Origin of the sequence: Salipiger sp. PrR003, assembly GCF_010500785.1 — a bacterium.
GTDB lineage: Bacteria > Pseudomonadota > Alphaproteobacteria > Rhodobacterales > Rhodobacteraceae > Salipiger > Salipiger pacificus_A.
On the sequence record NZ_JAAGOV010000043.1, the window covers coordinates 196,727 to 209,871 of the forward strand.

12 protein-coding genes are annotated in these 13,145 nt (G+C 66.9%); all 12 read right to left on the minus strand.

Annotated elements, in window-relative coordinates:
• Positions 1-5 precede the first annotated feature (5 nt).
• The 12 genes from G0D83_RS15670 to G0D83_RS15725 all read right to left on the minus strand — a co-directional run bounded on the left by G0D83_RS15670 (position 6) and on the right by G0D83_RS15725 (position 13,006).
• Positions 6-1,238, minus strand: a complete 1,233-nt coding sequence (locus G0D83_RS15670; RefSeq protein WP_164195618.1) for an OpgC family protein — start codon at positions 1,236-1,238, stop codon at positions 6-8.
• Entirely contained in the window at positions 1,225-3,015 is a 1,791-nt protein-coding gene (gene mdoH / locus G0D83_RS15675) for a glucans biosynthesis glucosyltransferase MdoH (RefSeq protein WP_164195620.1), read from the minus strand. The genes G0D83_RS15670 and mdoH overlap by 14 nt, the downstream gene beginning before the upstream one ends.
• 10 nt (positions 3,016-3,025) lie before the next feature.
• Complete coding sequence (locus G0D83_RS15680) at positions 3,026-3,208, minus strand: hypothetical protein (RefSeq protein WP_164195623.1); 183 nt, start codon at positions 3,206-3,208, stop codon at positions 3,026-3,028.
• Positions 3,205-4,815 carry a glucan biosynthesis protein gene (locus tag G0D83_RS15685; protein ID WP_370457251.1) on the minus strand — a complete coding sequence of 537 codons (1,611 nt, stop codon included), beginning with the start codon at positions 4,813-4,815 and terminating at the stop codon, positions 3,205-3,207. Before G0D83_RS15685 ends, G0D83_RS15680 begins: the two co-directional genes overlap by 4 nt.
• A 228-nt stretch (positions 4,816-5,043) precedes the next feature.
• On the minus strand, positions 5,044-5,700 hold the full coding sequence (locus tag G0D83_RS15690) for an aspartate/glutamate racemase family protein (protein ID WP_235940208.1): 657 nt from the start codon (positions 5,698-5,700) through the stop codon (positions 5,044-5,046).
• Positions 5,693-6,154, minus strand: coding sequence for a RidA family protein (locus tag G0D83_RS15695; protein ID WP_164195627.1), 462 nt, complete (start codon positions 6,152-6,154; stop codon positions 5,693-5,695). Before G0D83_RS15695 ends, G0D83_RS15690 begins: the two co-directional genes overlap by 8 nt.
• 11 nt (positions 6,155-6,165) lie before the next feature.
• Entirely contained in the window at positions 6,166-7,350 is a 1,185-nt protein-coding gene (locus tag G0D83_RS15700; RefSeq protein ID WP_164195630.1) for an amidase, read from the minus strand.
• Between the two features lie 10 nt (positions 7,351-7,360).
• Positions 7,361-8,338, minus strand: a complete 978-nt coding sequence (locus G0D83_RS15705; protein WP_164195632.1) for an ABC transporter ATP-binding protein — start codon at positions 8,336-8,338, stop codon at positions 7,361-7,363.
• 94 nt (positions 8,339-8,432) lie between these two features.
• Positions 8,433-9,506, minus strand: a complete 1,074-nt coding sequence (locus G0D83_RS15710) for an ABC transporter ATP-binding protein (RefSeq protein WP_164195634.1) — start codon at positions 9,504-9,506, stop codon at positions 8,433-8,435.
• Complete coding sequence (locus tag G0D83_RS15715; RefSeq protein WP_164195636.1) at positions 9,493-10,380, minus strand: ABC transporter permease; 888 nt, start codon at positions 10,378-10,380, stop codon at positions 9,493-9,495. The genes G0D83_RS15710 and G0D83_RS15715 overlap by 14 nt, the downstream gene beginning before the upstream one ends.
• Before the next feature lie 3 nt (positions 10,381-10,383).
• The gene (locus G0D83_RS15720) at positions 10,384-11,337 is read right to left on the minus strand and encodes an ABC transporter permease (protein WP_164195638.1); all 954 of its coding nucleotides are present in this window, start codon (positions 11,335-11,337) and stop codon (positions 10,384-10,386) included.
• A 70-nt stretch (positions 11,338-11,407) separates the two neighbouring features.
• Positions 11,408-13,006, minus strand: a complete 1,599-nt coding sequence (locus G0D83_RS15725) for an ABC transporter substrate-binding protein (protein ID WP_164195641.1) — start codon at positions 13,004-13,006, stop codon at positions 11,408-11,410.
• Positions 13,007-13,145 lie beyond the last annotated feature (139 nt).

Below are 13,145 nucleotides of genomic sequence, written 5' to 3' on the forward strand. Positions count from 1 at the left end.
GGTTCTCAGCTCACCCGGCGTTGATCGGGCTTTGCGACGAGCCCGCCCGGCGACTGTATCTCTCGCCGCACCGGTTTGCGCGACTGGGCCATCCAGGCGATAACAAGCATGATCACGACGCCCAGCGGCGGCAGACCCCAGCCCATCCAGGCCGACAGCGGGTTGCCCGCCATGATCACCTGAAACGCCAACGCGACGATGGTGCCGGTGCAGAAGACCAGCAGCCCCTGCTGGCCCAGCAGCCGCAGCGGTGCAGCCGCCTTGCTCGCGCAGAAGCGTGTCACGGCGGGCAGGCACGAGAGCACATAGGCCAGCGCCAGGATATTCAGAAGCCGCGGCAGGGCGACGAAGGTCTTGTCGTGGGTGGTCAGGTGGAACGGGATCCCCGCCTGGTAGAGCCGCGCCATCTGATGATTGATCACCGCGCCGAACTCGGGGATGAACTTCCAGGCCACCACCAGACCGCAGAAACCCAAGCTCGCCCAGAAGAGCGGACGGGAAACCGGCACAAAGCGCTCGCCCCGGCGCATGGCAAGGCCAGTCAGCATGCCGATGGCGAAGAGCAGCTCCCAGCTGATCGGGTTGAAGAACCAGCCGCCGGGGTTGGGGAAGTTGGGCAGGTTAAGGCGCCAGAGACCCGCGGCCATCCAGATCGCCAGCGCGGTCCAGAGCAGCGCTTTGGGCTTCCAGAGCCCCAGCAGCAGCATCGCCGGCGCGAAGAAGAGCAGCACTGAATAGGCCGGCAAGATGTTCACGTAGCCAAGCTGGTGGGTCAGAGCGGCAATGCCGAAAAGCGACTCCTCGGGGTTGGAGAACACCTGCCGCAGGTTGATCGTCTCGAGCAGCTCGGGAAGGTTGTAGATCCCCGCCCCCGCCGAGAAGATGGCGATCGCCCAGATCGTCATGAAGATATGGGCCAGATAGAGCGTCCAACTCCGCTTCCAGACGGGCAGCACGCCGTTCATCAGCCCGTGCTCGGCGCGCGCCTCGGGCGTTAGCCGCCCGGAATAGGCCAGGGCCGCGGCAAGGCCGGACATGATGAAGAACGCCTCGGCGGCATCCGAATGGGTGAAGTTGCGGATCGTCAGGTACTCGTAAGGGTTCCCCGGCACATGATCGATGAAGATCATGATCAGCGCCAGCCCGCGGAAGGCGTCGATGCGCGCATCGCGCGGACGGCGCGCGGGCGGTGTCTTCGTGCCAGGAAAGGAGACGAGCTTGTGTTCAGGCTGCTGCATGCTGTGCGCCCCTTCCGAGTCCGGGTTGCGGCAGGGGGGCCTGCGGCGTCCCGCTCCAGCGGGCGTGAATTTCGCGGAAGCTGCGCACCACCGGCGCGGGGGCCAGCTCATCGGGAGTGATGAAAAGGCTGTGCGTCAACGGGCGCGACGTCCAGGAGATCAGAACCGGTGCGAAGAGCATCGGCAGGCAGACCGGCAGCAGCCAGGGCACCAGATCGGGCGACAGCCAGGCCGTAACCGCCAGAGCCACGGCGCCGGTCGCGGTGATCCAAAGGCCCGCGCGGATGCCCTGCACCAGGGTCAACTGTCCCTCGCCGCGCTGGCTGGAGGGCCAGCCGCCGTCACGGCCGGAAAGCACCTGCAGCACGGCTTTGGTCTGGTACATCAGCATCAAGGGCGCGATGAGCGACGTCAGCGCGACCTCGGTGATCACCGACCAGAAGGCCCGCATCCCGCCTCCGAACCCGCCGACCCGGCGGGTCAGGACGCTTTCGATGAGGATCGCGAACTTGGGCATGATGAGCAGGCCGAAAATCCCGATCATCAGGGCGATCATCTCCTTGGTCCGATCGCTCGGGAAGACCGGAAACAGCAGATGCGGCTCGGGGAAGTAGTCGGGCGGCGGCGCGGTCACCGCGGCGATCACCGAGGCCACGAGGAAGCCGAACCAGAGCAGCGACACGAGATACGAGAAGATGCCCAGCACGAAGACGAAGCGACTCCAGGGCGCGAGGCCCGGCGCCGTCAGCAGCCGGATGTGCTGCAGGTTGCCCTGACACCAACGGCGGTCGCGCTTGGCAAAGGACAGCAGATTCTCGGGGCCTTCCTCGAAGGAGCCGTCGATACCGCCATCCACCTCGACCTTCCAGCCCGCGCGGGCGAGCAGCGCCGCCTCGACGTAGTCATGGCTGAGGATATGCCCGCCGAAGGGCGGCTTGCCCTGCAACTCTGGCAGACCGCAGCTCTCGGCGAAAGCTTGCACCCGCACGATGGCGTTGTGACCCCAGAACGGGCCGGTCGCCCCCTGCATGCGGGCCAGCCCGCGGGTGAAGACCGGGCCATGGAAAGCAGCGGCGAACTGCATGGCGCGGCCGAAGAAGCTGCGCCCGCCAACGATGCGCGGAAGGGTCTGCAGCAGGCCGATCTGCGTGTCGGCCTGCATCCGTGCGATCATCTGACGGATGGCGGCACCCTCCATCAGGCTGTCCGCGTCGAGGATCACAGCCAGCTCGTAGGCGCCGCCGGAGCGGCGGAAGAAATCCTCGATGTTGCCCGCCTTGCGACCGCGATTGTCCTCGCGGCGGCGGTAGAAGATGCGCCCATGCCCACCGGTCTCTTCAAGCAGACGCACGAAAGTCCGGCGCTCTTCCTCAGCCGCGGTGTCGTCGCGGGTGTCCGACAGAATGGCAACGTCCGCCGTCACCCCTGCCGCGTTGATCGAGGCGTCCATTGCGGCGATGCGCGCGAAGGTGGCCACTGGGTCCTCGTTGCAGATCGGCACGAGCACCACGGTGCGCGGCTGCGGCATCTGCATCTCGCGCGTCCCGCGCCGGCTCAGCGGCGCAAGCCCGGTGAGCGCCAGCGCAGCCCCCCAAGCCAGCCAGGCGGTGGTGACCAGGATCAGCCCGGCGCGCACGAAGTCGAAGGGTTCGACCCCGTCCTGCAGGGCAACCTCAAGCAATAGACCTGTCGCTACCCCCGCCGCGACGAGCGCGAAGGCCGCAGAGAAAAGACGGGTGGCCACAGTCATGCGGCTGGGCGAGGGCAAGACCGGCATGCGCAGGTCCTCAGGCTCTCTGGCCGGGCATCAATATGCGCGCAATCATCTCTCCCAGCGACACGCGCTCGGCGCGCGCTGCCTCGATTTCCTGCCGCGGCATGTCCATCGGCGCCTCGGGCGGAGCCCAATGCGGCATTTCGATGGCGCGAGCCTCGGCGACGTGCAGTTCCTTCATCGGTTCAGCATTCATTCCTTCACCCATTGATAAGTCCAGGTTTCGGTAAGCATACGACCATACCCTTTGAGCCCCGCCTTGAGTTCGGCGACCGCGCCGTCCGGCGCGTCGACTTCCAGAACAAGGCGCCAAGTCTCGGTCCCCGAGATTCGGCTCACTACCGCTTCGGCAATCTCAGCGTTGGCGGCACTTACTTGTGGTTCAACTTCGGCGCCAGCGGGAAGTTCCCCCAAAGTGCCGCCTTCGAAATCGATGACGAATTTCCGCCGATCGGTGTCCTGCTCGACCCCAGATATGCCGCCCCTGCCAACCCGCGTGCGCACCACGCGGGCCCGGTCGACGGCCCCGTCGCCCACCGGGGTCATGCCCCAATGCAGGCGATAGGAAAATTCCAGCGCATCCCCGGCCTTGGTCTCGGCCTTGGGGATCCAGAAAGCGACGATATTGTCGTTAGCCTCCAAATCCGAAGGGATCTCAACCAGCCGCACCGAGCCCTCGCCCCAGTCGCCAATCGGCTCCACCAGCAGCGTCGGACGCTTCTCGTAATGGGCCTGGGCGTCGAGGTAATGCTCGAACGCGCGGGTCCGCTGCACCAGCCCGAAGCGCACCGGGCTGAGCGCGCCGAAGTAAGAACTTGCCAGCCGCGGCGGGTTGTTGAGCGGGCGGAAGAAGGTCTCGCCGCCCTGGGTGGTCAGCATCAGCGCTTCGCTGTCGTGCACCGCGGGGCGGAAATCGTCGAAGTCACCCATGTCCGGCCCGCCGAAAAGGAACATCGAGGTGAGCGGCGCAATGCCGAGCTGCTGGATGTCGTTGCGCAGGAAGAGCCGCGCGGTCACGTCGATCTGCGTGTCCTCGCCGGGGCGGATCACGAAGCGGTAGGCGCCGGTGATCGAGGCACTGCCAAGCGCCGCGTAGACCGTCATGTGCTCGGCGCCCGGGCCGGGCCGTTCGAGCCAGAACTCGTTGAATCGCGGGAATTCTTCGGCCCCGGAAAGCCCGGTGTTCACCGCCAGCCCGCGGGCGCTGAGCCCGTAGGTGTTGTCGCGCCCCAAGGCGCGGAAATAGCTCGCGCCAAGGAAGGCCACCAGCTCGTCGAAGGTGTCGGCGCGGTTCAGCGGGTTGTGCAGCCGGAAGCCGGCGACGCCCGGCATCTCGGCATTTTCGGGGATCGGTGTCTCGACCGAGGAATAGTCGAAATCCGCGGTCGAGAAATGCATCAGCCGCGACTCGCCGTTGACCACCTCATGCAGGCGCACGGGCTGCTTGAACAGCCAGCCGAGGTGGAAGGCATGCAGCCGGAACGTGTCGTCCGGCAGATCCGCCCAACGGGCCTTGTCGGGGTCGAACCGGATGCGCTGGTAGCCGTCGTAGTCGAGCTCGGCAAGAAAGCCCTCGACTTGCTCGGGTTCCAGCGGGGGCGCTTTCGCGGCCTCGGCCATCTGCGCCGAGAGGATGTCGAAGGAAAAGGGGGTTGTCTCGCTCTGGGTCTGCTCGTCGGGGGCCGCGTTGGTGCCTTCTTCGGTCGTCTCCTGCGCGGCAAGGGACGTCGCGCTCAGAAGCGCGGGAACGGCGGCGGAGCCGGCAAGCTGGGCCAGGAACTGGCGTCGGTTTTGACGCGCCACGAACGCGCGTCCGGACACAACAGGACTAGAGATCGGATACTTCCGCAAATGTCTGCTCCAAGGGGTGGTACTGGGCGGGAATCTGATAGCGAGTACGGGAAAGACAACACCCCGTAATCTAAGGGGTTCCCTACAAAAGCGGGCTTTTGCTGCGCGGCGGCAAGACTCTGCCGAATCTCCGCTCATGCTGCGCTTTCGAAGGCAATCCACTGGCGGATTGCCGCAGATTCAGGCGGTTGGCAAGCGGAGTCTCGCTCGCAATTCAACTGCTGCGCGTAAAATAGGCGAAACAAGAATGCAGGGTGCGTGATCGGCGAGTCGATCGGCCGCCTCGCCCAACGGTCCGCCTCCGATGATCACCGCCTCGGCGCCGTCGCCATGCGCGCGTATCGCGGCATAAAGCAATGCATTGTCTAGCTTTTTGGGATCTTCAGACAGCGCGATCGGGTCCCCCTCGGCAAGGTAGGTCCCAAGATAACGCCCGTCGGGAGCGGCACTGTTCATCAATCGATCAATGCTTGTTTCCAGTGCAGGCGTATGGGTGACCACGGCAAAAGCGCGGCCTCCTTTCGCCGCCGCACGGGCCGCGGCGGCGCCAATGCCGATTACGGGAACCCGCAACCTCGCGGCCAGCGCCGCCTGCCCCGGATCGCCAAAGGCCGAGACGATGACCCCGGCGCACTCCGGTGCAATCTCTGCCGCCGCGACATAGGCGGCGGCCTCGGCCAGCGCCTCGGGATCGGTGATCAGCGGCGGCCCCCCTGGCGCGGTCCAGCCGCGCACCCCCGGAAGCACCCGCCCCGCGATGGCGCACATGGCGCGGGTGGTGTCGGCGTTGCTGTTGGGATTGATCAGCAGGATCGAAGGGACGCCCGTGTCACTCAAGCTCGACCGTCGCCTCGATCTCGACCAGCGCGTTCGCGGGCAACGACGTGACGTTGACGGCGGTGCGGGCGTGTCGCCCTGCCTCGCCCCAGAGATCGATGAAGAGCTGCGAGGCGCCATTGACGATCAACGGACCGTCGCCATAGCCCGGCGGCGCGGCGACAAAGCCACCCAGCCGCACCACGCTCCGAACCCGGTCGAGCGAGCCCGCGACCGCCTTGATCGAGTAGAGCAGGTTCAGCGCACACATCCGCGCCGCCGCCTGCCCCAATTTCACGTCGAAGCCTTGTGGCACCGGGCCGAAGTACTTCGGCACACCCTCCCACTCGCAGATCTGCCCCGAAAGGAACAGAAGGTTGCCGCTGATCTTGCCGGGAAGGAACAGCGCGCGCGAGGGAGCCGAGGGCGGCAGCGCCAGGCCCATCCCGGCCAGTTTGCGTTCGATTTCTGCCATGGAACTCTCCGTCAGGCCGGGACCGCAAAACCGGCGGCGATGCGGCAGGCCAGCGCGATCAGCGACAGGTCCGAGCCGCGCGGCCCGATGAGCGACAGGCCGTAGGGTGCCCCGCCCAGCCTGCCCGCCGGGAAGACCACCTGCGGCAGACCCGACAGGCCCGCGACGCAAAGCAGCCGCGCGCAGTCGTGCCGGAAGCCGTCGAACAGCTCCAGCGGCGGGTCGAGCCGGAACGGCGCGTCATGCACCGCCGGGGCGAGGATCACGCCCGACAGACCCAGCAGCGCTTCGACATGCACAGTGAAGGCGCGCCGCGCCGCCTGCCCGCCCGCGATCTCGGCCTCGGTCAGCGCCTCGGCGGCGTCGGCGCGCTGGTCGATCCCGCGCGCCAGGGGCATGGCGCTCTGGCGGATGAATGGCAGCACCCAGTCGCGCGCATCGGCGCCGAGGGTGCGCAGGAAAGCGGTGTAGGCGGCGTCGACCCCGTCAGGATAAACGCGAACCTCGCGGGCCGGAAGCTCTCCGAACCTCGCCTCCCAAAGGGCCAGCGCCTCTGGCCCGAGCTGCGCCAGCATGTCGATCGGACGCAGGAACTCCGGCACCTCGGGCAGCGGCGCGGAGCTGCCGTCCAGCAGCACAGACATCGCCCGCAGCAGCGTCTCTCCGTCACGCGCGAAAATCCCGCAGGTGTCGTAGCTTGCGGCCAGCGGCTGCGCGAGATCGAGCGGGATGCGCCCATGGGTCGGGCGGATCCCCCAGATGCCGCAGAAACTGGCCGGCGCACGGACCGAGCCGCCGGTGTCCGAACCGATGGCGATGTCGGCGAGCCCCCCGGCCACCGCGACGGCCGAGCCCGAGGACGAACCGCCGGGGATGCGGTCCGGCGCGGCGGGGTTCACCGGCGTGCCGAAGTGCATGTTCATCCCGTACATCGACCAGGCCAGCTCGTCGGTGTGGGTCTTGCCGACGAAGCGCGCGCCCGCATCGAGTAATCTCTGCGCCGCCGGCGCGGTGGCGGCACGCACCGGGCTCTCCGCCAGCCGCAGCGGACAGCCCGATCCGGTGCGGTAGCCCGCCACGTCGAAGATGTCCTTCACCGCGAGCGTGAGGTCCGCCAGCGGCCCGTCCTCGGCGCTCTCCACCTGAACCGGCTCGTAGGGCATGAAGCAGCGGTAGGGGTCGTGCTCGATCAGCATGGCTTTCCCGTCATTCGGCCGCCACGGCGGGCGCGGCCTTCACGCAGGCCACGCGTCGGCGCGGCGCGGGGGCGAAGACCGGCGGCAGCGCGGCGCGGCACTCGGCGGTGGCATGGGCGCAGCGCGGCGCAAAGGAGCAGCTGTCCGGCTTGGTCTCGAGCGACGGCGGCGCGCCGGGGATGGCGTTGAGCCGCGCGCCGCGCGCGACGTCGTGCAGGTTCGCCGCCAGAAGCCCCTGCGTGTAGGGGTGCTGCGCCGACTTGATGATCTCGGAGGTCGTCCCCTCCTCGACGATCTGTCCGGCGTACATCACGGCCACGCGCTCGGAGATCTCCACCGCCACGCCGATGTCATGGGTGACAAAGATCACCCCCATGCCGAACTCCTTCTGCAATTCGCGCAGCAGCAGCAGGATCTGGATCTGCACCGTGGCATCGAGCGCCGTCGTCGGCTCGTCGGCCAGCAGCAGCCGCGGCCGGCACGCCAGTGCGAGGGCGATCATCACCCGCTGGCGCATCCCCCCCGACAGCTCATGCGGATAGTTGTGCAGCCGCCGGTTGGCCGAGGGAATGCGCACCCGGTCGAGCATGTCGAGCGCGGTCGACATGGCGTCGGCCTTGCTGACCCCCTTGTGGCGCATTACGGACTCGGCGATCTGGTGGCCGACGGTATAGACCGGATCGAGCGCCAGCGCCGGCTCCTGAAACACCATCGAGACCTCGCCGCCCCGGTATTTCTGCAGCTTCCTGCCGGACAGGCTCAGCACATCGGTGCCGTTGACCTCGATCTTGCCTTCGATCTCGGTGCGCTTCGGCGGCAGGAGCCCCAGAAGCGCCTTCAGCGTCACCGATTTGCCCGAGCCGGACTCGCCCAAGAGCGCCAGCGTCTCGCCCTGCTCCATGCCAAGCGAGACGTCGTTGAGCGCATGCACCGTGCGCTTGCCCTTGAAGCGCAGCGTGAGGTTCTGGATGTCGAGCAGCTTGGTCATTTGCCCTCCTCCGACTGGGTCTGGGGGGTGGAGGCGGGTTGCGGCGCGGTCCAGAAGACCTCGCGCGCTTTCGTCGTGCGGCATCCTGAAAGGATCATTGCGGCACCCCCTGCCCGGCTTTCGGGTGGCCGGAGGTGGCGTCATGCAGATGGCAAGCCGTCAGGTGATCGGCCTTGCCCGCGAGCCCCATCAGCTTTGGCACCTTGCTCTTGCACACCTCGCTGACGAACCGGCAGCGGGTGTGGAAACGGCAGCCCTTGGGCGGGTCGATCGGGTTCGGCGGATCCCCGGCCAGCGGCGGCTCCTGCGTGCGGTTGTCGGGATCCATCGACGGCATCGCCGAGAACAGCGAGCGGGTGTAGGGATGCGCCTGGCTCTCCCAGATGCTGTCCACCGGCGCGACCTCGACCACCTCGCCGAGATACATCACGAGGATGCGGTCAGAGATGTAGCGCACCACGTTCAGGTCGTGGCTGATGAAGATGTAGGTCAGGCCGAACTCGCGGCGCAGGTCCGACAGCAGGTTCAGCACCTGCGCCTCGACCGACTTGTCGAGCGCAGACACGGCCTCGTCCAGCACCACCAGCCGCGGCGACATGGCAAGCGCGCGGGCGATGTTCACCCGCTGGCGCTGGCCGCCCGACAGCTCGTGCGGGTAGCGGTGGGCGAAACGGTCGGGATCGAGCCCGACGCGTGCCATCAGGCTGCGCGCCCGTCCGTTGGGATCGTCGAGCCCCTGCACCTTGGCGCCGAAGGCCACGCTGTCCTCGATGGTGAGCCGCGGGTTGAGCGAGGCATAGCTGTCCTGAAAAACCATCTGCACATCCTTGCGCAGGTCCTTCAGCGACAGCCGCTCGCCCAGCCCCTGCCCGTCGAAGATGATCTCGCCCTTGTCCTTCTCGATGAGGCCGATGAGCAGCCGCGCGGTGGTCGACTTGCCGCAACCGGACTCGCCGACGATGCCGAGCGTCTCGCCCTTCTTCACCTCGAAGGACACGCCGTCCACCGCCTGCACCATGGCCTGTGTACGGCCAAGGATGCCGCCTCGGACGGGAAAGTGCTTTTGCAGGCCCTTGACGATGACCAGAGGCTGCGCCGGCCCGCCCTTGTCGCGGCTCGCGGGCGCAGCGGTCCTGGGTTTGATAGCAGACAGGTCAGTCGCGGACATTCATCGCACTCCTCAGGCCGTCGCTCAGCAGGTTAAGACAGAGCGATGTGACAAAAATCATCACCCCCGGCAGCGCCGAGAGCCACGGGTTGATGTAGATGGCCGAGCGCAGCGTGTTCAGCATCAGCCCCCATTCGGGCTCGGGCGGGCGCACGCCGATGCCGAGGAACGACAGGCCCGCGGCAAGGATCATGCACACGCTCGTCAGCGAGGTGGCATAGACGAAGATCGGCGACAGCACGTTGCCGATCACATGCACGCGGATCACCGTCAGCGCGTTCGCCCCGGTGGCCCGCGCGGCGTCGATGTAGTCGAGCGCGCGCACCCCCGAGGTCACCGCCTCGGCGACGCGTGTGATCGGCGGGATGAAGACGATGGTCAGCGACACGAGGGAGTTGACGATCCCCGCCCCCAGCGCCCCAGAGATGGCGATCGCCAACAGCACCGAGGGGAAGGCGAAGAACACGTCCACGATGCGCATGATGATGGTGTTGGTCATGCCGCCGACATAGCCCGCGACGATCCCCAGCGCGGAGCCGATGAAGAAGGCCAGCACCACCGGCATCAGCCCGATGAAGAGCGTCAGCCGCCCGCCGTAGATCAGCCGCGCCAGCATGTCGCGGCCCTGTTCGTCGGTGCCCAGAAGGTGCCCTTCGGTGCCGAGTGGTTTCAGGCGGGCGATCATCGAGCCCTTGTAGGGGTCGGCAAGACCAAGCCAGGGCGCGAAGATCGCCGAGAGGATCAGCGCCAGCACCACCGCGAGGCAGATCATCGAGACCGGGTCGCGCACCACGCGTGCACCCACCCCGGCCCAGTAGCCCTGCGGTTTCTCGGCCCTGACGTCCTGCATGGTGTCGGTTTCGGCAAGAGCCATGGGTCAGCTCCTCTTGATGCGCGGATCGATCGCGGCCTGCGCCACGTCGACGATGAGGTTCATCGCCACAAAGAACAGGGCGAGGATGAGGATCGTGCCCTGCAGCAGCGGCAGGTCACGCTGGAAGATGGCGTTCGACAGAAGGAACCCCGAGCCCGGCCAGTTGAACACCGTCTCAATGAGGATCGAGCCGCCCAGCAGGTAGCCCAGCTGCAGCCCCATGACCGACAGCGCCGTGGCGGCGGCGTTGCGCGCCACGTGGCGCAGCACGTCGCCGCGGCTCATGCCCTTGGCATAAAGCGCCTGCACGAAGTCCTGCGTCAGGATGTCTCCGGCGAGCGCGCGCACGGTGCGGGCGACGATGCCGATGGGCACCACGGCCAGCGTCACGGCGGGCAGGATCAGGTGGCGCATGTGCAGCCAGTCCCAAGCCCAGCTCTGCGAGCCGCCCGGCCCGGCGCCCATCGAGGGCAGCCAGCCGAGGTTCACGGAAAAGATGATGACCAGCACGATGCCGAGCCAGTAGTTCGGCACCGACACGCCGGTGATCGACAGCGCGGTGACCGCGCGATCCAGCAGCGTGTCGCGGAAATAGCCCGCGAGAAAGCCGAGGAAAATGCCGATCGGGAAGGCGATGACCGCGGCCGAGACGGCCAGCAGCAGCGAGTTCTGCACCGCACCGAAGACCTCCTGCGCGACCGGGCGACCGGTGGCGATGGACTTGCCCATGTCGCCCTGCACGAGGTTGCCGATCCAGATCGCGTATTGGATGGGAAGCGGCTTATCGAGCCCATAGGCCGCGCGCATGGCGGCCTGTTCCTCGGCGGTGGCGTCGACGGGCATGATGGCTGTGAGCGGATCGCCGGGGGCGATCTGCACCAGAAGGAAACAGATGACCGACACCCCGAAGGCCACGGGCAGCACGAGGATGAGGCGGCGGAGAAAGTAGCTGAGCACGGGTGGTGGTCCCTGGCTGGAAGTGATCCCCGCCGCAACGCGCGCGGCGGGGGATGGGCCTGGCGGGGCCTTACTCTTCGATCGTGATCGACGAGAAGTTCTGGTACCAGTTCTGGGCCTGCACGAAGCCCTTCACCTTCGGCGCCATGGCGCGCGGGGCGACGTCATGGGTGACCATCAGGAAGAGCGCGTCATCGACGTATTTCTCATGCGTCTTGCGCAGCACCTCGTCCTGGGCTTCGGGGTCGAAGGTGGTCTTGATCTGCGAGAAAAGCTCCTGCATCTCGGGGTCGCTGTAGTGGCCCCAGTTGGTGCCGTTGGGCGCGATCAGGTTCTCGTCGAGGTGACGGATCAGGCCGGTGAACGGGTCCTGGATGAAGTAGGTGAAGTTGATCGACATGGCGCCGTCCACCGCAGGATCGGCCGCGCCGGCACGCCACAGGTTGATCATCTGGTTCCACTCGACGACCATGAACTCGACGTCGATCCAGATCTCGGCAAGGCTCTGCTGGACATATTCGTTCATCGGCAGCGGCAGCATCTGGCCCGAACCCGAGGGCGAGATCAGCGCCTTGACCTTCAGGTGGTTGTCGGGACCGTAGCCCGCCTCTTCCATCAGCGCCTTGGCGGCCTCGAGGTCATATTTCACCTCGAAGCTCGGATTGCCGAACCACTGCGAACTCGGCGGCAGGAAGCCCTTGGCCGGAACCATGAGCCCACCCAGCAGCGGCATCATGCCCTCGCGGTCGATGGCGAGGTTGGCGGCCTTGCGCACACGGATGTCGTTCCAGGGCGAGCCTTCGAGGCGCGACAGGTGCCAGGTCCAGTTGTGCGGATAGGCGTTCGAGGAAATGACGAAACCGTTGCCTTCCATCGCCGGGATGGTGTCGGGCGCCGGGGCCTCGATCCAGTCGACCTGCCCCGAGAGCAGCGCGGCAGAGCGGGCGTTGGGCTCGGGCAGCGGGATCAGCACCATCTTGTCGAGCTTGGGGATGCGAGTCTCGTCCCAGTAATCGGCAAAGGGCACCATCTCGGCGCGCTCGCGCGGGACGAAGGTTTCCAGCTTCCAGGGACCGGTGCCCGAGGGGCTGCCCGCAACCTTCTCCCAGTCCTTGTCCATGGCTTCCCAGTTGGCCTTGGACGACATCAGGATCCAGGTCATCTGGTAAGGCAGCGTGGCGTCGGGCTCCTTGGTGGTGATCACCAGCGTTTGGTCGTCCACCGCTTCGTAGGAGGCCACGGCGGGGATGCGCGACTTGCCCTGTGCCGCCTGGCGCGGGTCATACTGCTCGGAGCTCTCGTCGAGGATCTTGTCGAGGTTCCACACCACGTCGGCGGCGGTGAAGGGCGCACCGTCGTGGAAGGTCACCCCCTCGCGCAGCTTGAAGGTCCACTTGGTCTTGTCCTCGGCGTCCACCGACCACTCGGTGGCGAGGCCAGGGATCAGCACCGACGGCTTGTCGGCGCTGGTGAGATCCCATTCGATCAGCGAGTCATAGACGGTGTAGCCCATGAAGCGCATGCCCTCGCCGCCCTGGTCGGTCTGACCGGTGGTGAGGGGGATGTCGGCCGCGGTCATGCCGACGCGCAGCGTGCCCTGCGCCAGTGCGGCACCGGCCATGGTGGCAGCGACGGCGAGCGCCGCGATACCTGCTTTCAGACGAAGCATTGGAACCTCCGAGATTTCCCTGTTGCACGGCCCGGCTTTTCTGTGCTGCCGGTCCCCGGATCATTTGACGCGACCACCCGGGCTTTTTGCAGGGGCCGTGGCGGTTCAGGGCAAAGCGACCGCCAACAATTGCAAAAGT

Coding starts and splice junctions, on each gene's coding strand:
- G0D83_RS15670 (WP_164195618.1), bottom strand. CDS start 1,238: ATGCAGCAGCCTGAACACAAGCTCGTCTCCTTTCCTGGCACGAAGACA.
- mdoH (WP_164195620.1), bottom strand. CDS start 3,015: ATGCCGGTCTTGCCCTCGCCCAGCCGCATGACTGTGGCCACCCGTCTT.
- G0D83_RS15680 (WP_164195623.1), bottom strand. CDS start 3,208: ATGAATGCTGAACCGATGAAGGAACTGCACGTCGCCGAGGCTCGCGCC.
- G0D83_RS15695 (WP_164195627.1), bottom strand. CDS start 6,154: ATGGCAGAAATCGAACGCAAACTGGCCGGGATGGGCCTGGCGCTGCCG.
- G0D83_RS15700 (WP_164195630.1), bottom strand. CDS start 7,350: ATGCTGATCGAGCACGACCCCTACCGCTGCTTCATGCCCTACGAGCCG.
- G0D83_RS15705 (WP_164195632.1), bottom strand. CDS start 8,338: ATGACCAAGCTGCTCGACATCCAGAACCTCACGCTGCGCTTCAAGGGC.
- G0D83_RS15710 (WP_164195634.1), bottom strand. CDS start 9,506: ATGTCCGCGACTGACCTGTCTGCTATCAAACCCAGGACCGCTGCGCCC.
- G0D83_RS15715 (WP_164195636.1), bottom strand. CDS start 10,380: ATGGCTCTTGCCGAAACCGACACCATGCAGGACGTCAGGGCCGAGAAA.
- G0D83_RS15725 (WP_164195641.1), bottom strand. CDS start 13,006: ATGCTTCGTCTGAAAGCAGGTATCGCGGCGCTCGCCGTCGCTGCCACC.